Annotated in this window: 33 protein-coding genes; 14 read left to right on the top strand and 19 right to left on the bottom strand. The window is 56.2% G+C overall.

Translation table 11 applies throughout. The annotated features are described in order from the left end of the window. Window positions 1–42: 42 nt before the first annotated feature. The 6 genes from A7Q00_RS05475 to sdhC form a co-directional block, all read right to left on the bottom strand. Window positions 43–2,859, bottom strand: a complete 2,817-nt coding sequence (locus A7Q00_RS05475) for a 2-oxoglutarate dehydrogenase E1 component (protein WP_064089606.1) — start codon at window positions 2,857–2,859, stop codon at window positions 43–45. A gap of 757 nt (window positions 2,860–3,616) precedes the next feature. Continuing rightward, window positions 3,617–3,877 (bottom strand): FAD assembly factor SdhE, encoded by a 261-nt coding sequence (locus A7Q00_RS05470; protein WP_064089605.1) that lies wholly within the window; start codon window positions 3,875–3,877, stop codon window positions 3,617–3,619. Window positions 3,878–3,981: 104 nt separating this feature from the next. Next, entirely contained in the window at window positions 3,982–4,689 is a 708-nt protein-coding gene (locus A7Q00_RS05465) for a succinate dehydrogenase iron-sulfur subunit (protein WP_064089604.1), read from the bottom strand. 93 nt (window positions 4,690–4,782) lie between these two features. Further along, entirely contained in the window at window positions 4,783–6,546 is a 1,764-nt protein-coding gene (gene sdhA / locus A7Q00_RS05460; RefSeq protein WP_064089603.1) for a succinate dehydrogenase flavoprotein subunit, read from the bottom strand. Window positions 6,547–6,551: 5 nt separating this feature from the next. After that, window positions 6,552–6,893 (bottom strand): succinate dehydrogenase, hydrophobic membrane anchor protein, encoded by a 342-nt coding sequence (gene sdhD / locus A7Q00_RS05455; protein ID WP_064089602.1) that lies wholly within the window; start codon window positions 6,891–6,893, stop codon window positions 6,552–6,554. Then, window positions 6,887–7,264, bottom strand: a complete 378-nt coding sequence (gene sdhC / locus A7Q00_RS05450; RefSeq protein WP_064089601.1) for a succinate dehydrogenase, cytochrome b556 subunit — start codon at window positions 7,262–7,264, stop codon at window positions 6,887–6,889. Before sdhC ends, sdhD begins: the two co-directional genes overlap by 7 nt. A gap of 427 nt (window positions 7,265–7,691) precedes the next feature. Between sdhC and A7Q00_RS05445 the strand changes: the two genes are divergently transcribed. Continuing rightward, window positions 7,692–8,687 carry a malate dehydrogenase gene (locus A7Q00_RS05445; RefSeq protein WP_064089600.1) on the top strand — a complete coding sequence of 332 codons (996 nt, stop codon included), beginning with the start codon at window positions 7,692–7,694 and terminating at the stop codon, window positions 8,685–8,687. Window positions 8,688–8,831: 144 nt separating this feature from the next. Here A7Q00_RS05445 and A7Q00_RS05440 read toward each other — a convergent pair whose 3' ends face one another. Together A7Q00_RS05440 and A7Q00_RS13425 are read right to left on the bottom strand one after the other, a co-directional pair. Beyond that, window positions 8,832–9,161, bottom strand: a complete 330-nt coding sequence (locus tag A7Q00_RS05440; RefSeq protein ID WP_064089599.1) for an FKBP-type peptidyl-prolyl cis-trans isomerase — start codon at window positions 9,159–9,161, stop codon at window positions 8,832–8,834. A gap of 81 nt (window positions 9,162–9,242) precedes the next feature. Then, a complete protein-coding gene (locus A7Q00_RS13425; RefSeq protein WP_156503747.1) occupies window positions 9,243–9,410 on the bottom strand; it encodes a hypothetical protein in 168 nt (55 codons plus the stop codon). Between A7Q00_RS13425 and A7Q00_RS05435 the strand changes: the two genes are divergently transcribed. From A7Q00_RS05435 to A7Q00_RS05400, 8 genes are all read left to right on the top strand, one after another. After that, entirely contained in the window at window positions 9,409–10,269 is an 861-nt protein-coding gene (locus A7Q00_RS05435; RefSeq protein WP_064089598.1) for a phosphoribosylaminoimidazolesuccinocarboxamide synthase, read from the top strand. The two genes, A7Q00_RS13425 and A7Q00_RS05435, sit on opposite strands and share 2 nt — an antisense overlap. A gap of 77 nt (window positions 10,270–10,346) precedes the next feature. Beyond that, on the top strand, window positions 10,347–10,541 hold the full coding sequence (locus tag A7Q00_RS05430; RefSeq protein WP_003822771.1) for a hypothetical protein: 195 nt from the start codon (window positions 10,347–10,349) through the stop codon (window positions 10,539–10,541). Between the two features lie 268 nt (window positions 10,542–10,809). Further along, window positions 10,810–11,337: a cytochrome b gene (locus A7Q00_RS05425; RefSeq protein ID WP_082887759.1), complete on the top strand. Its 528-nt coding sequence runs from the start codon at window positions 10,810–10,812 to the stop codon at window positions 11,335–11,337. A gap of 275 nt (window positions 11,338–11,612) precedes the next feature. Then, window positions 11,613–12,488, top strand: a complete 876-nt coding sequence (gene dapA, locus A7Q00_RS05420) for a 4-hydroxy-tetrahydrodipicolinate synthase (RefSeq protein WP_064089597.1) — start codon at window positions 11,613–11,615, stop codon at window positions 12,486–12,488. 42 nt (window positions 12,489–12,530) lie between these two features. Next, window positions 12,531–13,658, top strand: coding sequence for an outer membrane protein assembly factor BamC (gene bamC, locus A7Q00_RS05415; RefSeq protein ID WP_064089596.1), 1,128 nt, complete (start codon window positions 12,531–12,533; stop codon window positions 13,656–13,658). Window positions 13,659–14,006: 348 nt separating this feature from the next. Then, a complete protein-coding gene (locus A7Q00_RS05410) occupies window positions 14,007–14,705 on the top strand; it encodes a LemA family protein (RefSeq protein WP_082887758.1) in 699 nt (232 codons plus the stop codon). A gap of 459 nt (window positions 14,706–15,164) precedes the next feature. Next, entirely contained in the window at window positions 15,165–15,437 is a 273-nt protein-coding gene (locus A7Q00_RS13865; protein WP_064089595.1) for an NGO_0222 family membrane protein, read from the top strand. Next, window positions 15,434–16,036: a non-canonical purine NTP pyrophosphatase gene (locus tag A7Q00_RS05400; protein ID WP_425387501.1), complete on the top strand. Its 603-nt coding sequence runs from the start codon at window positions 15,434–15,436 to the stop codon at window positions 16,034–16,036. The genes A7Q00_RS13865 and A7Q00_RS05400 overlap by 4 nt, the downstream gene beginning before the upstream one ends. 133 nt (window positions 16,037–16,169) lie before the next feature. On the opposite strand, the gene rsmI is transcribed toward A7Q00_RS05400, so the two are convergent. Continuing rightward, complete coding sequence (gene rsmI / locus A7Q00_RS05395; protein WP_064089594.1) at window positions 16,170–17,051, bottom strand: 16S rRNA (cytidine(1402)-2'-O)-methyltransferase; 882 nt, start codon at window positions 17,049–17,051, stop codon at window positions 16,170–16,172. A 126-nt stretch (window positions 17,052–17,177) separates the two neighbouring features. Between rsmI and A7Q00_RS05390 the strand changes: the two genes are divergently transcribed. From A7Q00_RS05390 to A7Q00_RS05370, 5 genes are all read left to right on the top strand, one after another. Then, entirely contained in the window at window positions 17,178–17,525 is a 348-nt protein-coding gene (locus A7Q00_RS05390) for a YraN family protein (RefSeq protein ID WP_064089593.1), read from the top strand. A 234-nt stretch (window positions 17,526–17,759) separates the two neighbouring features. After that, window positions 17,760–18,350 carry a phosphoheptose isomerase gene (locus A7Q00_RS05385; protein WP_064089592.1) on the top strand — a complete coding sequence of 197 codons (591 nt, stop codon included), beginning with the start codon at window positions 17,760–17,762 and terminating at the stop codon, window positions 18,348–18,350. 37 nt (window positions 18,351–18,387) lie between these two features. Continuing rightward, window positions 18,388–18,999, top strand: coding sequence for a BON domain-containing protein (locus A7Q00_RS05380; RefSeq protein WP_064089591.1), 612 nt, complete (start codon window positions 18,388–18,390; stop codon window positions 18,997–18,999). A 31-nt stretch (window positions 19,000–19,030) separates the two neighbouring features. Then, entirely contained in the window at window positions 19,031–19,516 is a 486-nt protein-coding gene (locus A7Q00_RS05375; RefSeq protein ID WP_064089590.1) for a hypothetical protein, read from the top strand. A 131-nt stretch (window positions 19,517–19,647) separates the two neighbouring features. Beyond that, complete coding sequence (locus tag A7Q00_RS05370) at window positions 19,648–19,842, top strand: DUF1737 domain-containing protein (RefSeq protein WP_035580172.1); 195 nt, start codon at window positions 19,648–19,650, stop codon at window positions 19,840–19,842. A 67-nt stretch (window positions 19,843–19,909) separates the two neighbouring features. Here A7Q00_RS05370 and A7Q00_RS05365 read toward each other — a convergent pair whose 3' ends face one another. The 10 genes from A7Q00_RS05365 to A7Q00_RS05325 all read right to left on the bottom strand — a co-directional run bounded on the left by A7Q00_RS05365 (window position 19,910) and on the right by A7Q00_RS05325 (window position 25,672). Further along, window positions 19,910–20,365, bottom strand: coding sequence for an SH2 domain-containing protein (locus tag A7Q00_RS05365; RefSeq protein ID WP_064089589.1), 456 nt, complete (start codon window positions 20,363–20,365; stop codon window positions 19,910–19,912). Between the two features lie 227 nt (window positions 20,366–20,592). Then, entirely contained in the window at window positions 20,593–21,600 is a 1,008-nt protein-coding gene (holA, locus tag A7Q00_RS05360; protein ID WP_064089588.1) for a DNA polymerase III subunit delta, read from the bottom strand. Continuing rightward, window positions 21,600–22,079 (bottom strand): LPS-assembly lipoprotein LptE, encoded by a 480-nt coding sequence (locus A7Q00_RS05355; RefSeq protein ID WP_064089587.1) that lies wholly within the window; start codon window positions 22,077–22,079, stop codon window positions 21,600–21,602. Before A7Q00_RS05355 ends, holA begins: the two co-directional genes overlap by 1 nt. A gap of 103 nt (window positions 22,080–22,182) precedes the next feature. Next, window positions 22,183–22,515: a hypothetical protein gene (locus tag A7Q00_RS05350; RefSeq protein ID WP_245637533.1), complete on the bottom strand. Its 333-nt coding sequence runs from the start codon at window positions 22,513–22,515 to the stop codon at window positions 22,183–22,185. 140 nt (window positions 22,516–22,655) lie between these two features. Then, window positions 22,656–23,087: a hypothetical protein gene (locus A7Q00_RS05345; RefSeq protein WP_064087399.1), complete on the bottom strand. Its 432-nt coding sequence runs from the start codon at window positions 23,085–23,087 to the stop codon at window positions 22,656–22,658. A 173-nt stretch (window positions 23,088–23,260) separates the two neighbouring features. Beyond that, window positions 23,261–23,569 (bottom strand): hypothetical protein, encoded by a 309-nt coding sequence (locus A7Q00_RS05340; protein WP_064089585.1) that lies wholly within the window; start codon window positions 23,567–23,569, stop codon window positions 23,261–23,263. A gap of 166 nt (window positions 23,570–23,735) precedes the next feature. Further along, on the bottom strand, window positions 23,736–24,419 hold the full coding sequence (locus A7Q00_RS05335; protein ID WP_064089584.1) for a suppressor of fused domain protein: 684 nt from the start codon (window positions 24,417–24,419) through the stop codon (window positions 23,736–23,738). A gap of 131 nt (window positions 24,420–24,550) precedes the next feature. Then, window positions 24,551–24,949 (bottom strand): interleukin, encoded by a 399-nt coding sequence (locus A7Q00_RS05330; RefSeq protein WP_179946198.1) that lies wholly within the window; start codon window positions 24,947–24,949, stop codon window positions 24,551–24,553. 214 nt (window positions 24,950–25,163) lie between these two features. Beyond that, window positions 25,164–25,298 carry a hypothetical protein gene (locus tag A7Q00_RS14145; RefSeq protein WP_003784706.1) on the bottom strand — a complete coding sequence of 45 codons (135 nt, stop codon included), beginning with the start codon at window positions 25,296–25,298 and terminating at the stop codon, window positions 25,164–25,166. 107 nt (window positions 25,299–25,405) lie between these two features. Beyond that, window positions 25,406–25,672: a SemiSWEET family transporter gene (locus A7Q00_RS05325; protein ID WP_064089583.1), complete on the bottom strand. Its 267-nt coding sequence runs from the start codon at window positions 25,670–25,672 to the stop codon at window positions 25,406–25,408. Window positions 25,673–25,786: the final 114 nt, after the last annotated feature.

Genomic DNA, 25,786 nt, shown 5'->3' with positions numbered 1-25,786 from the left:
CCTGAAAACGGTTCGGCATGTTTCAGGTAGCCTGTTGGCGCTTTAGAGCTTCATCGCGTCTTCAAGCAGGCCGTCCAAACCGGCTTTGTGTTTCACGGCATAGCCGACGGCGGGCGAGGCGCTGGCTGGGCGGCTAGCGGTGGTGAGGCGCTGGTTGGCGCCGAGCACTTTTTCCAAGCGGTGGCGGATTTGGTACCAAGCGCCTTGGTTTTTCGGCTCTTCCTGCGCCCACATGATTTCGGTGGCGTTCGGGAAGCGTTTGAGCTCGGCGGCCACTTCTTCGTAGGGGAAGGGGTAGAGCTGCTCGACGCGAACGATAGCGATGTCTTTTTCCAAGCCTTTGTCGGCGCGGGCTTTGGCCAAATCGTAGTACACCTGGCCGGCACACAGAATCACGCGTTTCACGTCTTGGTCGCGGCCATGTACGGTGTCGCCGATAACGAGGCGGAATTCGCCGTCGGTGAAGTTGGCCAGCGGGCTGCAGGCGTCTTTGAGGCGCAGCAGGCGTTTGGACATGAAAATCACCAGCGGTTTGCGGTAGGGCCGCAGAATCTGGCGGCGCAGGGCGTGGAACATCTGCGATGCTTCAGACATCATCAGCACTTGGATGTTTTCTTCGGCACACAGTTGCAGCCAGCGTTCTACGCGGGCGGAAGAGTGTTCCGGGCCTTGGCCGTCGTAGCCGTGCGGCAGGATGACGGTGAGGCCGCACCAGCGTCCCCATTTGGTTTCGCCGGAGGTGATGAACTGGTCGATGGCGATTTGCGCGCCGTTGGCGAAGTCGCCGAACTGGGCTTCCCAAATCACCAGGTCTTCCGGTGCGGAGGAGGCATAGCCGTATTCGTAGGCCATCACGGCTTCTTCGTTCAGGATGGAATCGATTACGTTGAAGCGGCCTTGTTTTTCGCCGATGTGTTGCAGCGGGATATACACGCCGCCGGTGCGTTCGGCACGGTTTTGGTCGTGCAGTACGGCGTGGCGGTGCGAGAAGGTGCCGCGGCCGGAGTCTTCGCCGGAAATGCGGATATCGTGGCCGGCTTCGAGCAGGCTGGCATAGGCTATGGTTTCGGCCATACCCCAGTCAATAGCTTGCTCGCCAACAGCCATGGCTTTGCGGTTGTCGATGATTTTGCTCACAGTGTTGTGCAGTTTTACATCGGCGGGAATGTCGGTGAAGCGGTCGGCCAGGCGTTTGATTTCGGCGGCGGGCAGGGCGGTTTTCACCGGAGTGCGCCAGCTGATGGGCTGGTATTTGCTCCAATCCACGGCGTGTTCGCGTTTCTGCTCGGGCAGAATTTCCTGGATGCGGTCGCCTTTGTCCATCGCGGCGCGGTAGTCGTTGATGAGTTTTTCGGCTTCTTCCTTGGTTACCACGCCTTCTTTAATCAGCTGCTCGGCATACACGGCGCGGGAGCCGGGGTGCGCGGCCACTTTTTTGTACATCAAGGGCTGGGTTAGGGTGGGGTCGTCGCCTTCGTTGTGGCCGAGCTTGCGGTAGCACACCAAATCGATCACGATGTCTTTGTGGAAGGTGGTGCGGTAGTCCAGCGCGATTTGGGCGGCGTGGCACACGGCTTCCGGGTCGTCGCCGTTCACGTGCAGAATCGGCGCGCTCACCATCTTGGCGATGTCGGTGCAATACAGGGTGGAGCGGGTGTCGCGAGGGTCGGAAGTGGTGAAGCCCACTTGGTTGTTGATCACGAAGTGGATGGTGCCGCCGGTGCTGTAGCCGCGGGTTTGCGACATATTGAAGGTGGCTTGGTTCACGCCCAAACCGATGAAGGCGGAGTCGCCGTGGGTCAGGATGGGCAGCACTTGTTTGCGGCCTTCGTCACCTCGGTGGTCTTGGCGGGCGCGCACGGAGCCTTCAATCACGGGGTTGGTGATTTCCAGGTGCGAGGGGTTGTAGGCCAAAGAGAGGTGCACCGGGCCGTGCGGGGTAGGCACGTCGGAGCTGAAGCCCATATGGTATTTCACGTCGCCGCTGGGGAATTTGGCGTCCACTTTGCCTTCGAACTCGTCGAAAATGGCTTGCGGGGCTTTGCCCATGGTGTTGACCAACACATTCAAGCGGCCGCGGTGCGCCATGCCGATTACGATTTCCTGCACGCCTTTTTCGGTGGAGGCGCGGATCAGGTGGTTCAGCGCGGGCACGGTGCTTTCGCCGCCTTCGAGCGAGAAGCGCTTCTGACCCACATAGCGGGTGTGCAGATAGCGCTCCATGGTTTCGGCGGCGGTGATTTCTTTGAGGATGCGGCGTTTGGTTTCGGCGTCAAACTGCGGGCGGGCACCGTTGGCTTCCAGACGTTCCTGCAGCCATTCGCGCTCGGCGGTGTCGGGAATGTGCATGTATTCCAGCGCCAGGGGGCCGCAGTAGATTTGTTTCAGATGGCGGATGATTTCGGCCAAGGGCAGCTTGGGGCTACCTGAAAGATCAGTGCCGACATGGAAAGGGGTGTTCATGTCGGCATCAGTGAGGCCGTAGGTTTTGGGATCGAGCTCGGGCAGTTGTCTGATATGGGTGCGGTCGAGCGGGTTGAGGTCGGCGGCGCGGTTGCCCAAGGAGCGGTAGGCGGAAATCAGGCTCAACACGGCCACTTGCTTCTGCATGGCGGCAAAATCCACGCCGCCCGCGGCTGCGCCGCCGCGCTGCTGTGCCAAGTTGGCAAAGGCTTCCTGAATCGGGCGGTGCGCCACATCTTTCGGAGTGTTGCCGGGCATGGCGGCCACTTGGTCGAAATACTGCCGCCATTGGCTGTCCACGGAGTCAGGGGAGCTCAGATAGGCTTCGTACAAATCTTCAATATACGGGACGTTGGTACCGTATAGGTAGGACAAACTACTTTGTTCTTTCATCATGGCAAGATCCTTATTTAAGGTGAAGGTTTGAAGAGCAGCACGCTTGCTTATCGGGCTGCCTAAGCGGGCAGCCTTTATCCTATCTGCAGCGAATGCCGATTCCGAATCGCCACACGGCAGGCGGCTAAAAATGAGTATGGCGATTCGGAATAAGCATTTTCAGGTAGCCTTTTGCTGGCATCCTGATTGCGCTTGGCGCAGAAAATAGTTTGCTTGGAAAGGGGGAGAATGGAGAATCTGGCGCGGTGGAATGGCCGGGGAGGGGAATATGATAAAAACTCGAAACCGGCTACCTGAAAAGGTTGCTCTTTCTGTCGCTAAGATTCTGGAATCAGCCCGGCCTTTCTTTGAGTTTCAAGGGTTTACCAGGCAGCGGCAGAAATGTTGCTGGAAGTTTGCCAAACGCCGGTATAACGGCTGAATAATACGACCCGATATGGGGAACGTCAATAAGAAAAATCCCTTTTACGGTAGGCACGGCGGGATGGGTGTGGGCTGGCGGCAGAGGGTGGGTGCTGGAGGGATAGTGAATTGTTGATTAAACAGGAAAGATGGAGGCAATAGGCTACCTGAAAACCGGAATGTTAAAGTTACTTGCGACGTACTTGAGTGCCGGCTGTGGTCGGTAAAGAAAAAGGCTACCTGAAACTTTGGCTTGGCAGAAACTCTGCAGTGTTTTCAGGTAGCCTTATGTGTCTGAATTTTATATGTGCGAACTTCGAAGTTATGCTTTCAGGTAGCCTTAAAGGAATGCGGTTCAAGCAGTACGTCGGCTACTGCGGATTTTATCCAATAAGGCTGCACTTTCGGCATTAGCGGCAGGGTTTTGGCCGTTGAGTTGGGCGAATAATTCAGGGTCGGGTAGGGCGAGCAGTTCGGTGAATACGGTTAGCTCGGCATCGCTCAGGCGGTCGAATTCGGCGGCCATGAACTGCTTGAGCAGGATATCCAGCTCCAGCAGGCCGCGCCGGGTTTGGAAGCGCAGGCGGCGTTTGGCGGTGTCGTCAAAGGTGGGCATGGCTTAGCTATGGGATTATTTAACTGGGGATAAGGAGGCTGGCTGCAGACAGTACAGCCAGTACGGCTAGGTGGGGCAAAACCGTACTGGCTGAAGATTATCCGCTATACCACGCGTTTGAGCATGATTTCTTTGATCTTGCCGATGGCGCGGGTGGGGTTGAGGTGTTTGGGGCAAACGTCTACGCAGTTCATGATGGTGTGGCAGCGGAACAGGCGGTAGGGGTCGTTGAGGTTGTCCAAACGTTCGTTGGTGATGGTGTCGCGGGTGTCGGCGATGAAGCGGTAGGCATTTAGGAGGCCGGAGGGGCCGACGAATTTATCGGGATTCCACCAGAAGGAGGGGCAGGCAGTGGAGCAGCAGGCACAGAGGATGCATTCATACAAGCCGTCCAGCTCGGCGCGCTCGGCCTGGCTTTGCAGGCGTTCCTGCCGCGGGTCGACAGGGTTGTCGTTGACCACATAGGGTTTGATGGAATGGTATTGCTTGAAGAATTGGGTCATGTCCACGATGAGGTCGCGGATGACGGGCAGGCCGGGCAGGGGGCGCAATACGATGGGCTGCTTGAGGCTGCGGATATCGGTGAGGCAGGCGAGGCCGTTTTTGCCGTTGATGTTCATGCCGTCCGAGCCGCAGATGCCTTCGCGGCAGGAGCGGCGGAAGGAGAGGCTGTCGTCTTTGGCTTTGAGCTTCATGATGGCGTCGAGCAGCTTCACGTCGGTGGGCTCGATTTCGAGCTCGTAGTCCTGCATATAGGGTTTGGCATCGGTATCGGGGTTGTAGCGGTACACTTTGAGGCGGATAGTTTCCATGGGTGTTCCTTCGGTTTGGTGCGGCAGTATTTTCAGGTAGCCTCAATGCGGCATGGAAGGGCTACCTGAAAATTCCAGATAGTTGTTTTTATTCTAGTAAACGCGCTTGGCAGGCTTAATGTATTCCACGCTGAGCGGCTGGGTGTGCACGGGTTTGTAGGCCAGGCTATTGTCGGCGGAGTAGAACAGGCTGTGCTTCATCCAGTTTTCGTCGTCGCGCTCGGGGTGGTCGTCGGAGGCGTGGGCGCCGCGCGATTCTTTGCGGGCTTCGGCAGCAATCATGGTGGCTTTGGCCACTTCCATCATGTTGTCGAGCTCCAGCGCTTCGATGCGGGCGGTGTTCCACACCATGCTCTTGTCGCCGATTTCGGTGTGTTTGTTGCGTTCCACCAAGGCAAGTACTTTGTCCACGCCTTCTTTCAGAATGGCGTCGGTGCGGAATACGCCGGCGTGGCGTTGCAGCGTGCGTTGCAGTTCGCCGCGCAGCACGTCCACGTTTTCACCGCCAGTTTGGCTGTTCAGCCGTGCCAGGCGTTGTTCGGTGAGCGCACCGGCGTTTTCGGGCAGCGGTTTGATGTCGGGGTGCTGCTTGATGAACTCAATCATGCTGTCTCCGGCGGATTTGCCGAACACCACCAAGTCGAGCAGGGAGTTGGTGCCGAGGCGGTTGGCACCGTGCACCGAGGCGCAGGCGCATTCGCCGGCGGCATACAGGCCGGGCACGACGGCTTCGGGGTTGCCGTTTTTCGGCGCAACCACTTCGCCTAAGTAGTTGGTGGGGATGCCGCCCATCATGTAGTGCACGGTGGGCACGACGGGAATCGGGTCTTTAATCGGATCGACCCCGGCGAAGTTGATGGAAATCTCGCGGATACCGGGCAGCTTGGACATGATTTTTTCTGCGCCGATGTGGTCGATTTTCAGCAAAACGTGGTCTTTGTTTTTGCCACAGCCGCGACCTTCCAGAATTTCCAGCGACATGGCGCGGGAAACGACGTCGCGCGAAGCGAGGTCTTTCACGGTGGGGGCGTAGCGCTCCATGAAGCGTTCGCCGTCGGCGTTGAGCAGGATGCCGCCTTCGCCGCGCACGCCTTCGGTAATCAGCACGCCCGCACCGGCCACGCCGGTGGGGTGGAACTGCCAAAATTCCATGTCTTCCAAAGGGATGCCGGCACGGGCGCAGATGCCCAGGCCGTCGCCGGTGTTCATGAAAGCGTTGGTGGAAGAGGCATAGATGCGGCCGGCGCCGCCGGTGGCGAACAGGATGGCTTTGGCGTGGAAGATATACACGTCGCCGCTTTCCATTTCCATGGCGGTGATGCCCACGGCATCGCCTTCTTCGTTGCGGATGAGGTCGAGCGCGGTCCATTCCACGAAGAATTGGGTGTTGGCGCGCACGTTTTGCTGGTAGAGCGTATGCAGCATGGCATGACCGGTGCGGTCGGCCACGGCGCAGGCGCGTTCTACGGCGCGTTTGCCGAACTCGGCAGTATGGCCGCCGAAGGGGCGCTGGTAGATTTTGCCGCTCTCCACACGGTCGAATGGCATGCCCATGTGTTCCAGTTCAATCACGGCTTCGGGCGCGCGGCGGCACATGAATTCGATGGCGTCTTGGTCGCCGAGCCAGTCGGAACCTTTTACGGTGTCGTACATGTGCCAATCCCAGCGGTCTTCCTGCACGTTGCCCAGCGAGGCGGAAATGCCGCCCTGCGCGGCCACGGTGTGGGAGCGGGTGGGGAATACTTTGGAGAGCACGGCGGTGTTGAGGCCGGCTTTGGAGAGTTGCAGCGCCGCACGCAGGCCGGCACCGCCGCCGCCAACGATAACGGCATCGAATTTTCGGATAGGATAAGTCATCTTGTTCAACCCCAAATCACTTTAACCGAGTAAACCATGCAGCCTGCCAGCCAAACGATGGTGGCTACCTGAAGGAACAGGCGCAGGCCGAACGGCTTGATGTAGTCCATCCACAAATCGCGGATGCCCACCCAGGCATGCAGAAACAGCGCGATGAAGCTGATTTGGGTAAACACTTTCACCCAAGTTTGGCCAAAAAACGCCTGCCATGCGGCGTAATCGCCCGGCAGCGCGAGCAGGAATACAATCAGCGCGGCGGTGTAAATCAGCATCAGCACGGCGGTGGCGCGCTGCATCGCCCAATCGCGCAGGCCGTAGTGCGCGCCGGTCAGTTTGCGGTCTACCATAGCCATACCCCCAAAATCGCGGTGCAGATCAAAGCCAGCGCCATCACGGTTTTGGCGGTGGTGCGGGCAGTGTTCAAATCCAGGCCTTTGTGCGCATCCAGAAACAGGAAGCGGATACCGGCAAAAAAGTGGTGCAGATAGGCCCACAGCAGCCCGAGCAGGCCGATTCTCACCAGCGGATGGGCCACGAAGGCGCGGTAAGATTCAAAGGCAGCGGCATTGTCCAGCGTGCCGGCGAGCAGCCATAACAGAAGCGGCAGGCTGATAAACAGCAGCACGCCGCTGATGCGGTGCAGAATGGAAACAATCCCCGGAATCGGCAGCCGGATGCTGATGATGTCCAGGAATATCGGTCTGTTAGTCGTTCGCATGGCGAAACTTCCTCAGATTGGCAATATCCCAAGCCGGCCGTAGCCGACACTCAAAACCAAAAGCCGCCTGCGGATGCTTGAAAACATTTTCAGGTAGCCTTTATCGGGCAGGGCGCGGCAACCGAAAATGGCCACGTTTACCCAGCTATAAATCATATAGCAGCCTTTGTTTTAAATCAACTTAACATAACACGCATCAAAGTGAGTAATTGTTTGCCAAGAGGATTTTGGCTAATTGTCAGATAAATAATCAGGTTATTCGGCATCGCGTTTGTTCTTGTTCTTAATATAAAATAACGGAAAAGCACCACAAATATGCCAACTTTATGTATCATAACGCAGCTTTACACGCTGCCTCAGGCTACCTGAAAATCTGTGGCAGCATTGCACACTTTAAATATCCTTCTTCACTCCAATTCCTCAAGCCATGACCCACACCAGCCCCCAAAAAGCCCCCGTCCGCATCGCCGTAACCGGCGCAGCCGGCCAGATTGCCTATTCCTTATTATTCCGCATTGCCGCCGGCGACATGCTCGGCGCAGACCAGCCCGTTATCCTGCAACTGCTCGATTTGCCGCAGGCGCAGCAGGCCGTGCAGGGCGTGATTATGGAACTGCAAGACTGCGCCTTCCCGCTGCTGGCCGATGTGTTTGCCGCCAGCGACCCCGAAGCCGCGTTTCAAGATGCGGAAATCGCTATTTTGGTCGGCGCACGCCCGCGCAGCAAAGGCATGGAGCGGGCCGACCTGCTGCATGCCAATGCCAACATCTTCACCGCGCAGGGCGCCGCGTTGAACAAAGTGGCCAGCCGCAACGTGAAAGTGCTCGTGGTGGGCAACCCCGCCAACACCAACGCCTATATCGCCATGAAATCCGCGCCCGACCTGCCCGCGCGCAATTTCACCGCCATGCTGCGCCTCGACCACAACCGCGCCCTGAGCCAAATCGCCCTCAAAACCGGCTGCTCCGTGAGCGGCATCGATCGCCTGTGCGTGTGGGGCAACCACAGCCCCAGCATGTATGCCGACTACCGCTTCGCCACCGTAAACGGCCGAAGCGCAAAAGAGCTGATCAACGATGATGCGTGGAATACCGGATATTTCCTGCCCACCGTGGCCAAACGCGGCGCCGCCATCATCGAAGCGCGCGGCCTTTCTTCCGCCGCCTCCGCCGCCAACGCCGCCATCGAACACATCCGCGACTGGGTGCTCGGCAGCAACGGCCGCTGGGTAACCATGGGCGTGCCTTCAGACGGCGCCTACGGCATCCCCGAAGGCCTTGTTTTCGGCTTGCCCGTGGTGTGCGAAAACGGCGCATACCGCGTGATTAAAGACTTGCCGATCGACGACTTCAGCCGCGAACGCATCGGCATCACGCTCAAAGAGTTGGAAGACGAACGCGCGGCGGTGGCGCATTTGTTGTAACGCTGGCGCGGGAGCAAAATGTTCAGGTAGCCTTTCGTGTGCAAGAGGCTGCCTGAAAATCCATCGGCAAAGAAAAGGGAAAGGCTACCTGAAAACTTGGATGACGGTTTTCAGGTAGCCTTTCCTTATGCAGCAAGACGCCGATTAATCGTGCACTTTCAGCAATTCCACTTCAAAAATCAAAGTGGCGTTCGGCGGAATCACGCCGCCGGCGCCGCGTGCGCCGTAGCCCATTTCCGGCGGGATGGTGAGCTTGCGTTTGCCGCCTTCGCGCATGCCGCCGAAGCCTTCGTCCCAGCCGCGGATAACCTGACCCACGCCCAGGATGATGGTGAGCGGTTGGCCGCGGTCGAGGCTGGAGTCGAATTTGCTGCCGTCGGCGAGGTAGCCGCTGTAGTGCACAGAAATCCGCTTGCCTTTTTCGGCGGTTTTGCCGCTGCCGGTTTCGATGTCTTCAATAATCAGATTGCTCATGATGTTTCCTTACGTGAGGGATGGAACGGGAGGCTACCTGAAAAATAAGCGCTTCGGTTTCATTTGAAACCGCGTTGAGGCTTAGGCTTTCAGGTAGCCTGCTGATGCGGGCAGCATTCTCAAACATAAAATGCAGTTCGGCAACTGTTTTGCCGCCTTCGGGCAGGATATTTCCATGCCGCCGTTTTTTCCGTGCGGTAATTGGACTAGAATACCGACTTTCCGACCACCCGCCCGATAATCCATCATGACCACTATTCCGTTGAAAAAAATCTATTCCGGCAAAGTGCGCGACCTGTATGAAATCGACAGCCGCAGCATGCTCATCGTTGCCTCCGACCGTCTCTCCGCCTTCGATGTGATCTTGACCGAACCCATTCCCGGCAAAGGCGAAATCCTCACCCAGATTTCCAATTTCTGGTTTGGCAAACTCTCGCACATCATGCCCAACCACTTCACCGGCCAAACCGTATACGACGTGTTGCCGCACGACGTAGCTGCCGCGCTGGAAAAGCGCGCCGTGGTGGCCAAACGGCTCGAACCCTTAAAAATCGAAGCCATCGTGCGCGGTTATTTGGCCGGCAGCGGATGGAAAGAATACCGCCAAACCGGCGCCGTGTGCGGCATCAGGCTACCTGAAAACCTGCGCGAAGCCGAGCAGCTGCCCGAAATCATCTTCACCCCGTCCACCAAAGCCGCAGTGGGCAACCACGATGAAAACATCGGCTTTGACGAATGCGCCCGCATCATCGGCCGCGAGCTGGCCGAAGAAGTGCGCCGCAAAGCCATCGCCCTCTACAGCGAAGCCGCCGACTACGCCCGCACCCGCGGCATCATCATCTGCGACACCAAATTCGAATTCGGCCTAGACGAAAACGGCACGCTCACCCTGATGGACGAAGTGCTCACCCCCGATTCCAGCCGCTTCTGGCCTGCCGACCAATACCGGCCCGGCAGCAACCCGCCCTCGTTCGACAAACAATTCATCCGTGATTGGCTCGAACAAAGCGGCTGGAACAAACAGCCCCCCGCCCCCGCCGTACCCGCCGAGATTATCGAAAAAACCTTGGCCAAATACCGCGAGGCTTTGGCACTGCTCACCCAGTAATCCGTTTTTCAGGTAGCCTCAAACACAATCAAGGCTACCTGAAAACCTATCCTGCTATTTAAACCGTATTTTCTGCCATGCCTACCCGCAAACAAACCGCTCTGCAAACCGCCGCCAAGCTCAAACAGGGCAAAACCGCCAAGCTCAAAGAATGGCAGGCGGTATCTGCCCAGCGGCAGTTTGCCAACGAATACACCGTGGCCGCCCGCCTCGGCGAACCCGCGTTTACCGAAGAGCAGGCTGAGATGGTGGCGGCGTTGTTTGGCAAGTAAGCTGCGTGGTGTTTTAATCATCAAAAGGCTACCTGAAATGTTTCAGGTAGCCTTTTTATAGTGAATTAACAAAAACCAGTACAGCCATACTATCTGTACTGTTTGCGGCTCGCCGCCTTGTCCTGATTTTTGTTAATTCACTATATTGCCGACAGAGCCCGGAGAGCGTTCGATTGCCGTGTATTGCCTGCGGCTTACCGCTTGGTATCGAAAGTTAATCTAATCCGTTATAATTCGCCGCTTTTCGGTTTTAAAAAAGGAAATAACAATGAAAGACACACCACAATACTACGGCACCCTCAGCCGTTTTTTCCATTGGCTGATGGCGGCCATGTTTGCCTTTATGCTGTGCACAGCGGCCATGTGGAATATCAACGAAAAATATTACAGCCTGATGGGCTACCACAAATCGGTGGGCTTCCTGCTGCTGGTTTTGGTGGCCTTGCGCCTAGTTTGGGTGCTGGCCAACTGGCACAACCGCCCGCACGGCAGCTTGGTGGTGAAGCTGGGGCATGCCGCGCTGTATGTGTTGATGGCTGCGGTGCCGGTGGTGGCGATGATTCGCCAGTACGGTTCTGCACGCGGTGATTTGGAAGTGTTCGGCATCACGGTGATGCATAAAATCGAGCAGCCTATCGAGTGGATGACGCAACTGGGCAACGCGGCACACGGCAAGCTGGCGTATTTGCTGTTTATGCTGGCTTTCGGGCACATCGCCATGGCGGTGCTGCACCAGCTGCGCGGCGAGAAAATCATCAATCGGATGGCTGGCAAACCGGCGGTTGGGGGCGAGTAAACAGCGTCAAATTGCTGCCGGAAGCAGCGGAATAGGCTGCCGTAAACCCTGTTTTGCTATGTTTTCAGGTAGCCTGGCTTGTATGCTCAAAAGGCTACCTGAACTACCTAATATATTTATTTTTAATGATAAATACGGCTTGCTAACCCGCATTGCCCACGCTTGGTAGATCATTCCGGCAAGCAAGTTTTAATCTATGCAATATTTCGCACAAGCCGGCAAAATAGGCTACAATCGCCCCGTTTTCGACCACCCACCAAATATAAGGTTGAGCCATGCTAACCGGTAGTCTTGTCGCCATCATCACCCCGATGCGTGAAGATGGCAGTGTCCACTACGAACAATTCCAACGCCTGATTGATTGGCATGTTGCCAACGGCACCGATGCCATTGTCGCTGTCGGCACCACCGGCGAGAGCACTACGCTCAGCGTGCCGGAAAAGATTGAAGTAATCGAGGCGGCCATTCGTTTTGCCGACGGCCGCATCCCAGTAATCGCCGGTACCGGCGTGAACAGCACCAGCGAAGCCATCGAGCTGTCCCGCGCGGCAGTCGGCTCCGGCGCGTATGCTACGCTCTCCGTGGTACCGTACTACAACAAACCGCCGCAGGAAGGTATCTACCGCCACTTCGCCGCTATTGCCGAAGCGGCGGATATTCCGATGATTGTGTACAACGTGCCCGGCCGCACCGTGGTCAATATGAATAACGACACCGTGCTGCGCCTGGCCAAAATCCCCAACATCATCGGCATCAAAGAAGCCAGCGGCGACATCGGGCGCATGGTTGAACTGCTCAACCGCGTACCCGAAGATTTTGCCGTGTATTCCGGCGACGACCCCACCGGCATGGCCGCCATGCTGTGCGGCGCACACGGCGTGATTACCGTGGCGGGTAACGTGGCACCCAAGCTGTTTGCCGATATGTGCCGCGCCGCGCTGACCGGCAATCTGGCCGAAGCCCGTGCGCTGAACGCCAAATTGGTGCCGCTGTACCAAGAAATGTTTTGCGAGCCCAGCCCGGCCGCGCCGAAATGGGCGCTGGAAAAACTGGGCTTGTGCGGCCGCGCCGTACGCTTGCCGATGGTCAGCCTGAGCGAAGTTGGCCAAGCGCGCGTGAACGCCGCACTGCAGAAATTGCAACTGATTTAATTGGATTTCATCCCAAGTTTCAACCCTGAAGGACATAGCTGTATGAACGCATTCAAACTGCCCGCCGCCTTGTTGATGGCCAGCCTGGTGGCCGGTTGCTCCACCAAAAACGAAACCCCCAAGCTGGACTACCAAACCGAAAACCGCAAAGTGGTGAGCTTGGAAGTGCCGCCTGATTTGGACAACCCTTCGCAAGGTAATGTGTACAACCTGCCCGCAGGCGGTTCGGTGCGTGCCAGCGATGTGGCGCGCAACCGTCAGGCCACGGCCAACAAAGCCGGCTCGCCTGTGTTGGCCGAAGTGAAAAACATCACCATGCATCGGGAAGGTGGCGAGCGTTGGCTGAACATCGCCAACAAAACCCCGGCCGAAGTATGGCCGCTCTTGCATGCCTTCTGGCAGGAGCAGGGTTTCGTGATTGCCCGCGAAGAGCCGGGCATCGGCCTGATGGAAACCGATTGGGCGGAAAACCGTGCCAAACTGCCGCAAGACGGCCTGCGCCGCCTGTTTGAACGCGTCGGCCTGGGCGGGGTGTATTCCACCGGCGAGCGCGACAAATTCACCATCCGCTTGGAGCGCAACAGTAAGGGTGGTACCGATGTATTCTTCACCCATCGCGGCATGAAGGAAACCTACGCCGACCGCAACAAAGACACCACCATGTGGCAGCCCTCGCCACGCGATACCGCTTTGGAAGCCGCCTTACTCGGCCGCTTCATGCAGTATTTGGGTGCGGACGAACAGCAGATTGAGCAGGCGCTGAAGCAGCAGCAATCTACCGCCCCGCGTAGCGGCGATTTGGCCAGCCTGGAAAACGGCCGCCTGATTTTGCGTGGCGACCAAGCCCGCAACTGGCGCCGCGTCGGCCTCGCGCTCGACCGCATCGGCCTGAGCGTTACCGGCCAAGACACCCAGCGCCAAGCCTATCTGGTTCAGGTAGCCCCCGCAGAGGGCGAAGCCGTACGCACAGAAAAACCCGGCTTCTTCGGCCGCCTGTTCGGCCGCAGCAGCAAACCCGCCGAGCCGCAGGCACGGCCCGAATTTGTGGTGGCGGTGCAGCCGCAGGGCAACAATGCCAGCCAATTGGTGTTGGCAAACAAAGACGGCAGCCCCTACCAAGGCGCAGATGCGCAAACCTGGTTAAGCCGCCTGTATAACGAACTGCGCTGATCACGCAATGAGAAAGCAGCCTTTAATGCAGATTAAGGCTGCTTTTGTGTTGTCTTCAAATTATAGTGAATTAAAATAGGAATGCTACAGCGTTGGCTCGCCTTGCCGTATTGCTCATACTGTCTGTGGCTCGCCGCCTTATTCCATTCTTATTTTAATCCACTATACCTGCAAGTTGATTGTATCCACAGGGCTGTTTCTCCTTAGCACAACTCGATGGTTTTTAGGTAGCCTTACCTTGCGGCCGGTTGTCTAGCAAGACGTGAGGCAAACAAAAACAAATGGAGAACTGTTACAATACGCCGCGTTTGTTTCCTTATTTTCGACCATTATTCAGGAGTTGCACACATGCTTTTGTTCTTGCTAATTATTGTTGCCGTTGCCATCGGTTGGCTGGTTAAGGTTTACAACACCTTGCAAAGCAGTATGCAGAGCATTCGTGAAGGGTTTTCCAATTTGCAGGCCGGTTTGAAAAAACGCCAGCAGCTCAGCGGGCAGATTATCGAAATTGCATCCGGCTATTTGGAGCACGAGCAGATCACGCAACTTAAAGTGGCTCAGGCTAACAATACCCAACAGATGATGGCCATGGCACAATCGTTTCCGCAACTGAAAGCCGATGCCACCTATCAAAAGCTGATGGGGCAGCTGGAGCGTTTGGAAAATGAAATTCTCGAGCGTCGCGAAGGCTACAATAACCGCGTGCGCCGTTTCAACAGCTACCGCAACTCCTTCCCCGCCGTGTTGGTGGCGCAGAAGTTGTCGTTTGGTACGGTGGAATATTTCAACAGTGATGATGAAAAATTCGATGCACAAGCACAGAGTTTTGCCCGCGATGATACCGAAGGCCTGCAAAAAATCATTGGTAGTAGCGCACAGGCGGTTAAATCGGCGTCCGAACACGCGGCACGAGTAGCTAAAGAGGGTGTGTCGCAGCTAAAACAGCAATATGGCGATAAGCCCGATATGACGGATATCCAGCAGGATGTGGCAGAACAACATGAGGCCTCGCAGGATACCGAACAGCCAAACGATCCGCTGCAATAAATAAAAGATTGGTAGTTATGTTTTCAGGTAGCCTTCAGGCTACCTGAAAACATAGGGCTGTCATGCAACCAGGGTAGGGCAGTTATAGTGAATTAACAAAAACCAGTATAGCGTTGCCTCGTCTTGCCGTACTATCTGTACTGTCTGCGGCGCGTCGCCTTGTCCTGATTTAAATTTCATTCACTATATCATTCGGCTAATTTTTATTTATTGAAACGATTAATGATTCAGGCTACCTGAAAGCACCATGTTCAACGGAGTTAAAATTGGATTAGTAGTTTTGTCCTGTTTTCTTTATAGCCAAGGCGCTTTGCTATCCTGATACGTTGGCTCAACGTACTATTGCCGTATTGTCTGCAGCTTGCTGCCTTTCAATATAGGCGATAATTGCTTTGGTCATAAAATTTTTGAAATTCAATTATTCCAATTAAATCTTTACTTGTTCCACCGCATATCGCCATGAATAAAACCAGACGCTACCTGAAACTTACCGCGCTGTTTACCATTTTATTTATCCTGCTGCTGCTGGCAGGCAATGTGTTGTTTATTCTAAAACACACCGCCGCCGCCATCGCCTGCTTTTTGGCTGCCTTCTTGTGTGTGGCCGGGCAGATGGCTTCGTTGGCCAAGTTCCTGCGCGAAAAGCAGCTGATTGCCGCCCAACAGATGCAACAGGCTGCTTTGCAGCAGCCGGAAAGCGAAGATCAGACGGCAGACAAGGAGGCATCGTGAAAGAATTGGTATTGGCCAGCGGCAACGCCGGGAAATTGCGTGAATTCAACGCCCTGTTTGCCGAGCTCGGCTGGCGGGTTCGGCCGCAGTCGGATTTTGCCGTGCCCGAATGCCCGGAGCCGTATGTGAGTTTTGTGGAAAATGCGTTGGCCAAGGCACGGCACGCCAGTCGGCACAGCGGCCTACCTGCTCTGGCCGACGACAGCGGCATTTGCGCCCCCGCCCTAAACGGCGCGCCGGGCGTGCTCTCCGCACGCTATGCCGGAGCAGAACCGCGCTCCGATGCGGCCAACAACGCCAAACTGAGCGCTGATTTGGCTACGCAGGCCGACCGTGCCGTGTATTACGTTTGCGTGCTGGTTTTGGTGCGCCATGCCGACGACCCGCAGCCGCTGATTGCCGAAGGCGTGTGGCACGGGCAATGGCAGGAGCAGGCGGCCGGAAGCAACGGCTTCGGTTACGACCCGCATTTCTACCTGCCCGAATGGCAGCAAACCGCCGCCCAGCTTGATCCCGACACCAAAAACCGGCTCAGTCACCGTGCCCAGGCTCTGCGGCAGTTGCTGGAGAAGATTTTGGTTTTGGATTTGGCCGATTAACGCTGGTTAGAATCGAGATGAAACAAGGCAGACTGTAGAACGGTATAGGCAGTATGGCAATTCGGTGCAGCGCAGCAGCCTTCTTCTGCAGACGGCTTCCGTTGATTTCCATACCCGTTTAAGCAGGCTGCTCTTATGCTCCCTCTTGCTTCTGCGCCACCGCCCATTCATACAGCGCCTTCTTGTTTGCCCCGCTGATTTCCGCAGCCAGCGCGGCGGCTTTTTTCGGCGGTAGTTCGGCGGCGAGCAGGCTCATGATGTGCCGCGCCTGGTCGTTCAGTTCGTTGGCGGCGGCAGTTTCGGGCGGGTGCAGCACCAGCACCATTTCGCCGCGCGTCTGGTTGGCATCGGCGCGCACGGCAGCCAGCACGTCGGCCACGCTGCCGCTGATAAAGGTTTCAAACGTTTTACTGATTTCGCGTGCCAGCACCAAATGCCGGTTGGGCAGGATTTCGGCCATTTGGGCGAGTGCCGCCTCGATGCGGTGCGGCGTTTCAAACATGGCCACGGCATAGGGCACTTCGCGCCAACGCTCAAACCATTGCGCCCGTTCGCCCGCTTTGGGCGGCAGGAAGCCGGCAAAATAAAAATCCGACTGCGTTACCCCGGCCACGCTCAAAGCCGCCATCACCGCGCTGGCCCCGGCCACCGGCACTACCTTGAAGCCCGCTGCCCGCACGCCCGCGGCCAGCCGCGCACCAGGGTCGCACACTGCCGGCGTGCCCGCATCCGATATCTGCGCCACCACCTGCCCGGCGGCGAGCGCGGCGGTGATGGTGTCGGTCATTTGCCGTTCGTTGTGTTCGCGCACGCTCACGAGCTTGGCACGGATGCCGTAGGCCGAGAGCAGCTGCTGGCTCACGCGCGTGTCTTCCGCGCACACCAAGTCTGCCCGTTGCAATACCGCCAGCGCGCGCAGCGTGATGTCGGCCAGGTTGCCGATGGGCGTTGCCACCACATACAGCGTTTGCGGCTCAATCTGCGCAGCCGCCTTATCCAATATTTTTTGCCACATTCTCTTCGGGTATGATTGCGTTTGAAACGCCGCAAACTATAGCAAATTAAACCAGCTTCCGATACAAGGCGGGGTAGGCCGTGGCGGAAGCGGAGCTGATTTGCGGTATCGCACGAAAGGAAAACCATGCGCCTCAACCACGCCACCGGCCAAGCTGCCGAAGATACCGCCGCAGGCTACCTGAAAAAACAGGGGTGCCGCATCCTGGCGCGCAACTGGCATTGCCGCTATGGCGAAATCGACATCATCGCCGAGCAGGGCGGGGTGTATTTGTTTGTGGAAGTGCGGCAGCGGCGCAGCCAAAGCTTCGGCGGCGCGGCAGCGAGCATCACTCCGGCCAAACTGGCCAAACTCAGCCGCAGCGCCGAAACCTGGCTCCAGCAAAATGCGCCGAATCAACCTTGCCGTATCGATGCCATCTTGATTGAAAGTGATCAACCGCCGCAGTGGTTGCAGAATATCGGCGGGTATTGAAGCTGGCGGTTGTGGAGCAGACAGGCTAGCTGAAAAAGGATGAGGTTTTTGGCTTGGCTGAAACTTGTGATTGTGTGTTGCGCTTCGCCGAACTAGCGCTGCTTGTTTTGGCCGTATTGCAGCCAATGCTTTCAGCAAATCTCTTCCCGCTTACCTGTTATCGGTAATTGTTCAAACCAGCATATGCCGCTACAATAGCCGGCGTTCTCATTTACTATTTTCAGGTAGCCTGTTGTGAACCCAGCCGCCCAACGCGTATTACAGCATTTCCAGGAAAGCATTGCCGCCAAACAGCAGTGTGCCGAACAATTGGCCGAGCCGACGGCGCGGGCCGCGGCGTTGCTGTTGGATTCGCTGATGGCCGACGGCAAGATTTTGGTGTGCGGCAACGGCGGTTCGGCAGCCGATGCGCAGCATTTTGCCGCCGAGCTCACCGGCCGTTTTGAAAAAGAACGCATGCCGCTGGGCGCCATCGCGCTCACCACCGATACTTCCGCGCTCACCGCCATCGGCAATGATTATGCCTTTGATCAGATTTTTGCCCGCCAAGTGTCTGCCCTCGGCCGCCCGGGCGATGTGCTGGTGGCGATTTCCACGTCCGGCAATTCCGGCAATGTGCTTGCCGCCATCGAAGCCGCCCGCGAGCAGGGCATGAGCGTGGTGGCGCTCACCGGGCGCGACGGCGGCAAAATCGCCGGTGTGCTGGCTGAGGGCGATGTGCTGCTCAATGTGCCGCATCAACGCACGGCACGGATTCAGGAAATCCATATCCTGTTGATTCACGCCCTGTGCGATCATATCGATACCGCTTTGTTTGAAGAATAAACGCTTCACCTATTTCCGCTCAAAAGGACAATAAATCATGAAAAAAAGTTTCCGCCTCCTGCTGTTGTGCCTGCTGCCGTTGTCGCTCTCCGGCTGTGTTACCGCGCTGGTGGGTGCTGGCGCATTCGGCGTGATGTCGGCCACCGACCGCCGCAGCACCGGCGCGCAGGCTGATGACCAAGTGATGGAAGTGCGCATCCAAAACACGGCACTCACTCATCTGCGCAACAACAACACCATGCAGGGCTTTGAGCCGAAGCTTTCTGTAGTGAGCTTCAACCGCCAGGTGCTGCTGATGGGCCTGGTGGCCAGCGAGGCCGACAAAGCGTTTGTGGAGCGCGTGGCGCGCGCCCAGCCCAACGCTCAGAAAGTTTACAACTATATTCAGGTAGCCTCCGCAGCCCAGCGCGGCTTCGGCGATGTGAGCAGCGATTCATGGATTACTTCCAAAGTGCGCACCACGCTTATCGGCACCAAGGGGGTGTCGGCCAACCATGTGAAAGTGGTAACGTATAACGGCGTTACTTATGTGATGGGCATCCTCACGCCTGAAGAGCAGGCGCTGGTTAGCAATACCGTGAGCACCACTGCCGGTGTGCAGCAGGTGGTTACGCTGTATGAAACCTTTGTGCCCGGTAATGTGCGCTAATCCCCCTGTTTCGGAATCATAAGGAAAACCCATGTCCGGCAAAGAAATGCCTTCTTCTTACAAAAAACCGCCGCGCAGTATATTCAGCCGAGCAGTGCAGATTTTATTTATTGTGGCGTTTATCGTGGTGATTGTATTGCTGGCGATGGTGTGGCTGATGCTGAGCAGGCCGGATAGCGCCCGCATGGGAATCGGCGATGCTTCCGCGCCGCAGCAGGGCGTGGAAATTTGGCAGCCTAACGGCGCATCGGCTGTAAGCGGGCAAACCTACAGCCCGCCGTCTGCTGCCGATATGAATGCTGCCTCCCAGGCATCCGAGCCGGAAGAGCGCCCGAATCCGCGCCGCGCTGCGCCGACTACTCCCGTCGAGGAAGTGCCGATTCAGCCGATTGCTCCGCAGGAAACCGAAATCCGACCGGTTGAGGTGCCGGTGAAACCTGCGCCCCAGCCCCAGCCGCGCCAGCCCGGGGGTGATGGCGGAGAGGGTGGCGGCAATCCGGTGGATAGCCTGTTTTAAAACGGAGGCTGCCTGAAGGCCAAACTGCAACGCCGTTAAATCGCCGGGCAGCAAAGCAAAGTTTCAGGTAGCCTGTTTATGGCCATGTGTGCGGCAATGCTTCATGGCCGGTATTGAAGAGGAGAGAGATAATGAAAGTTTACCGTTTGCTCACCGGCACAGACGATTCCGTGTTCTGCCGCCGCGTAACCGAAGCCTTGCAACAAGGTTGGGAACTGCACGGCAGCCCGACCATGGCGCACACCGATAACGGCGTGCGCGTGGGGCAGGCGATTGTGAAAGAAGTGGCGCAATACGACCCGAACAAGCCCTTGAGCGAATATTGATGTGCAGCAAATAGCAAAGGCTACCTGAAAAGTTTTCAGGTAGCCTTTATGGTGTCTGGGTGCGTAATTAATTATTCTGCACCTGAACCCGGCTCGGAAACTTCGCGGCCACTTGGGTAATGATACTGTGCGTACGGGCACCGCGTTCAAGCACCTGTTTCAGCCGCGCCTCATCCAACCCTTGTTTTTCCACTTCTTGCAGCACGCTGTGGTATTCGCTAAAGGCACTGGTGCATTCGGCCAGCAGGGCATCATCGGGAATCGAGTGGCAGCCGCCTCGGTTGGAATTGGCCATAAACCCAGCACTATGCCGCACCGGCATCATCACGGCTTCGGGCACGCTGCCGAAATCGGTGCGCTCGTTTAGGTGGGTGAGGAAACGGTTTTCGTTGTTGATGAACACATTGTAGTGCTCGACAAACTCTTTCAGTTTCACGGTCTTGACAGCATCGTAGCCGCGCCAGCCCAAAAGGGCGAGGGCCAGGGTGCCGCTGATGAGGATTTTTTTGGCTTTAGGGGACATGGTTTTTCCTTGGTTTTGTGTGAAAAGTTGTGATGAGCTTGCTATATTGCTGGCGGATATTTTCAGGTAGCCTCTGCGGTGTGCGGGAGGCTACCTGAAAATATAGTTACTGTCCTAAAAGGGGCGATAAGGCTTTGGTTTGCGGTACTGTTTGTACTATTTTCGGTGCGCGCCTGCCCCATTTTTTGTTAGGACATCTTTCCGGTTGCGGTTATTCCGATACCTAATTATCCGGCCAGACTCACCAGCAGCTGTCGGATGGCGGGCCAGGCTTCGCCGGTTTCCGCGCCTTTGATGATGCGGTCGATGCGGGCGCATTCTTGCAGGGCGGCGATGAGGCGCGGGGTGGGGATGCGGCGCACGGCCAGGGGGGCTAGCTGTTGTTTGCTGCCCCACAGGCGCAGGCTGTTGCGCACTTGGGCTACGGTTTGCCCTTGTTTGAGGGCGGCAGTGAGGCGGATGAGGGTGCGGATGTCGTCGGCCAGCATCCACAGCAGCATCACGGGTTCTTCGCCGTCGGCTTCTAGGCCTTCGAGCAGGCGCACCACGCGGGCGGGCTCGCCGCTCATCCAGGCGGCGGCAAGCTGGAATACGTCGAAACGGGCTACGTCGGCCACGGCGGCTTCGGTTTCGGCAATGCCCAATTCGTGACCGGCGGGGTAGAGCAGGGAGAGTTTGTCGATTTCCTGCTTGGCGGCCAAGAGGTTGCCTTCTACGCGTTCGGCAAACAGAGCAAGCGCCTCGTTGTCGATAGATAAATGATGCTGCGCGAGGCGGCCGCGTATCCAGCCGGGCAGGGCCTGGGCATCAACGGCTTTGGCTTCAACCACGGTGCCGCTGCGGCTGAGGGCGGCAAACCATTTGGCCTGGGTTTGGGTGCGCTCGAGTTTGGGCAGGAGGATGACGGTTACGGTGTCGGGCGGGAGGTTGGCGGCCAGTTGTTCGAGGGCTTCGCCGCCGGCTTTGCCGGGTTTGCCGCCGGGCAGGTGGATTTCGAGCAGTTTGAGTTCGGCAAACAGGCCGATGCTGTTGGCGGAGGCAAGGAGGTCTTGCCAGTCGGCGGCGGTGTCGGGAGTGTGGGTTTCGCGGTTCAGGTAGCCCTGCTCTTTGGCGGCGGCGCGGATGGCGTCTAAGGCTTCTATCCGCAGCAGGGCTTCTTCGCCGTGCAGCACATACAGCGCTTGCAGGGGCTGTTTGAGCTGCGGCAGCAGGCGTTCGGTGCTGATGGCGGCCATTATTCGGCTTTCAGGTAGCCCAGTCGGCGCACGAGCTGGCGGGCGGCGTCCACGCGCATGTCTGCCCAGAGTTGGGCTTCTTCTTCTTGTTTACCGAGGATTTCGCTGTCGCTGTAGTCCAGCGTGCGGTATACGGTAATCATCATCGGCTCGCCCAGGGCTTTTTCACCGCGCCAGGCTTGGGCGGCTACTTTGAGCTCCAGCCGGTATTCGGTTACCGTGCCGGAGAGGTTGAGGGTTTGGATGTTTTTATTGGTTTGGATATCGGTTACTTTGACGATGGCATCGGCAAAGGCGCTGTCGAGTTTGGCGTGTCGGCGCAGCAGTTCGGTTTCGATGTTTTGCTGCAGTTCGCGCCCTTCTTGTACGGCCCAGGTTTGGTAGGGCAGGGGCGGGTTGAGCGCGGGGTCGCTGCCGGCCAGGCGGAAGCCGCAGGCGGCCAACAACAGCAAAAGGGGCAGCATCAGATATTTTTTCATGGTGTTTCCTTGGCTTGCGCCGCAAGAGGCGGCGGTTAGGGGCGTATTCTAGCGGATTGTGGACGGGAGAGGCTACCTGAACATTCTGCAGCATGCCCATCCTTTAAAACCAATAGTCCTTCATGGTTGCCAATAACTCCGGGGTGATTGTGTATCCGCAATTTTCGCCGATAACGCTGTCGATGCCGCAATAAGGGCAGCATGCCGTGTATTGCCCGTTGTCTTCCGGCACAAAGTCGTTTTCCTCCAACTCGGTGGAGCGGAAGATGGCGAGGCAGGAGAAGCAGCCGCAACGCTGGGGTGGCAGCAGATAGGCTTTATTCTTGAATGAAAATGGGTGCGCGGCTATGGCGGCGGCGCCCAATGCTTCATCTGTTGATGGGTTGGTCATCTTGTTTCCGGAAGATAAGGAGGCTACCTGAAAACGGCCGGGCATTTTCAGGTAGCCTTTCGGGATGGCTTAAGGCTGCACATTATTTTTCCGCTCGCGCAGAATCGGCAGCGCCAATCTGTTTTATCCGGCATTCATACTGTTGGGCATACCTATCCGGGCGGCAAACTTGATTTGCTCCTGCATTAGCGGAGGCGGTTTAAGCCAAACACATAGTTTTGCCCGTCTTTCCAGGCGAACCACCAATACAGGCGCATATTCGGATTGTCGGGCTTGCTCATGCGGCAGAAGGCAAAAGCCTTATTGTGGATGCACGCCATTGGCATGGCTTGGAGTTCGGCGGGCAGCATGGCTTTCCATTCGCGCACTTTCCGTGCAGGGGAAGTTTGCAGGCGGCATTCACCCGTACCTTGGCACACCGGCATCCACTCGCCATCGCCGAATTTTCCGTCCATCACCCATTGCGTGCCACGCTGGTAATAACGCATCTGCATTTGTGTGGGCTTTTGGTCTTTGTCCAGCTGCACATAGTCGCCGGCATCGGATGCGTCCAAGCCTGCTGCGAACGCGCTGCCGGACAAAGCCAGCCATAAGGCCATGATTTTGGCAAATTTCATAATAATCTCCTAAGATGAAACACCCTTGCTTAGCCCTGCTAAAGCGCGGGTTGATTGAGTAAACGGCGCAGTGTGCTCTCTAGCAGGCAAAAGCAGCCTGCGCCTTGGTTTGGTAATTCAGACAGATGCTCAGGCGGCATTATAAGGCTACCTGAAAATACTGGGCACGGTATTTATTCGGCATCCAAAGTGGTGCCGTCGCTCAGCTGCTGTTCGATTTGATACATGATGTGTGCTGAGGAGGATGTGGGGTTGTCCGACCAAATTTCGTGGCGGCCTGTGTCCGCGTTGAATTCGTATGACAGCTCAACGTAGCTTTCTTCATCGTCTTCGTCGCCCATTCCATAGAAACAGAGGTTTCCCCTACAGTCTTCGCATTGCAGGAAGAATTCTTCGGTGAGCAGGCGGCGCACTTTGTCGGCGTCTTCCAGCCATTGGTTGGGGTGGTCGGTATGGTTGCGGAGTATGAGATAGTAAGACATGGGATTCCTTTGGCAGTGGGTTAAAATTGCCATGATACGGTGTCGGCCTGCATGGACGTATCGTTTGTACGCCTTGCATCATTTTTATTTTTAACCCGCTATATTAAACAGGCTACCTGAAAATCCTTGTTCTCGTTTTCAGGTAGCCTTTCCATCAGGCTTAAGGCTACACATAGCTTTCCGTGCGCGCCAAATCCGTAATCAGCAGGGGGTTGTCGGCACGCATTTTGTCGATAAGCTCTTGGCAGCGGGCGGTTGAAGGATCTTGCCACAGCCAATCGAGTTCGGCCTGGGTGAGGCCGACCATTTGTAGGAACTGGACTTGACCGTTGGGTGTGCCGATGGCGGGCAGTTTGGGGTCGGGGGCGAAGGCAATGCCGACCAGGGCGGTATCAGTGTCGTTCCGAATCGGGCCGTTGGCGGGGATGAAGTGGTAGGGTTCGAACCATTTGCCGCTTTCGAACACATAACGGCCGAGGTTGTTCATTACGTTGATGGCCCAAAAGGGCTCGTGCGGCGTGCCATAGTCGGAATCGGGGTCGAGTTCGCAGGGGGCGATGCGGAAGGTGAATTCGAAGCCCCATTTGCTGAATTCGGCATCGGCGCTTTCGGGGCTGAAATAGAGTTCGCTCATGCCGTAGGAGATGATGTGGCGGTGGAATGCCTGTTCGTTGCAGTCGTAGATGCTGGTTCCGTCCAGTGGGTCTTCGCCGCCCATCCAGTATTTGATGATGCTGCCGTAATGGCGCGGTTCGGTGTCGCCGTAGAGTTTTTTGAGTTCGGCATCGATGGCGTCCCAGCCGACGGATTGGTCTTCGTCGAAGGTTTGGCAGTATTCTTGTTCGGTCATGTTGAGGTTCTCCTATATGGTGGGGTATCGGGCTACTTTTCAGGTAGCCTTGAAAGGGAAACGGGGTTTCCTAAAAGCGCTTTTTCAATGAAGCCAACCTGCGTGCGTTTCGCGCAACCCATACAAGTGCGTTATTCTTGCCTGGTCAAATACACGGAAATGGGCAAACTCACATGGTAGCGGGATAATTCGGCAAGCCACAGTTTGTCGAATATTTCAAAATTGCATTGCCCCGAGCAATACACATCCATCATCAGCCTAAAGTCGTCTGCCCCAGATTCTATTAGCAGGCTGTGATTTTGCTTGAAGAAATCAATAAATTCATTTTCATATTCAATGTCGGGATATTGTTTGGAAAATATATTTTTGTGATTGAGCGTGAGGCCGCCGTAATCTTGAATGATGCCCAGCTCGCCCGGGCAGCCGGTGTCAAAACAACTGCTGATATCCAAGCTGGTATTTAACCGATTAATCAACCGGCTTGGTTTAAAGGTGTTGCCGAATGCGAATATTGTAAATCTGAAATACATACCGGATATTCTTTAATATTGACAGGCGGTTTCTCGGTATCGGCCAGGCATCGTCTTCATTGTCAAAAGACTGGCTCCCTTTTCGATTTCATCGGGAAGAATAGAGGACTCCTCTTTAAATCAGCATGGTTCGGGCTTTCTTTCGGGCAAAAGGACAAATCGGGCGGGGTTTTCAGACGGCCTAAAAAACCGCCCGGCGTTCGGTCGGGGGTGCCTATACCCCTTCTTCATTAAATATCTTACGCGGCTGCAATACCGTTTCGCCGGCAAATTGTTGTAAAACCGGAGTCAGCAAAGTGGATTCCCAGTCGGCAAACTGTTCCAAGATAATAACGGCGACAGTTTTCATTGCATTTTCCTTTTCCGGTTTAAAAACGGTTTCAGGCTACCTGAAAAACCTTTTATCGTTTTCAGGTAGCCTTTACGATGACGATTACGCTACCGCGTCGGTTGTTTTTAAAGTGCAGTCAGAAAAGTCAAAGAACTCAATATCACGCCAACCGCATTGGGCACAATCAAAATCCAGTCTTTTTTGGGTTCTTTACTCCAACCATATAAAACCCAAATCAAACAGGATACTGCCGCAAACAGAGGTTGCCATGGTTGCGCCTTTGCTCCATCCAAATTGGCGATAATTTGGGGAATATAGGCGATGAATACAAAAATCCCGATTGCCGCGCCTATGCTTCCGATAAAAGTATTGAATTTTTTCTTGCTTATCATGAATAAGTATCCTTTCTCAAAAACTATTATTATACAGCCAGTTATATAGTGTGTCAATATTGCTGCCGAAATAAAGGCTTACCGAACAATGGCTTGACCGGCTGTGGAGCAAAT

This window comes from Eikenella halliae, from assembly GCF_001648475.1.
In the GTDB taxonomy this organism is placed as follows: domain Bacteria; phylum Pseudomonadota; class Gammaproteobacteria; order Burkholderiales; family Neisseriaceae; genus Eikenella; species Eikenella halliae.
The sequence above is the reverse complement of the archived record's forward strand: the minus strand, read 5'-3'. Positions and strand labels throughout refer to the sequence as shown.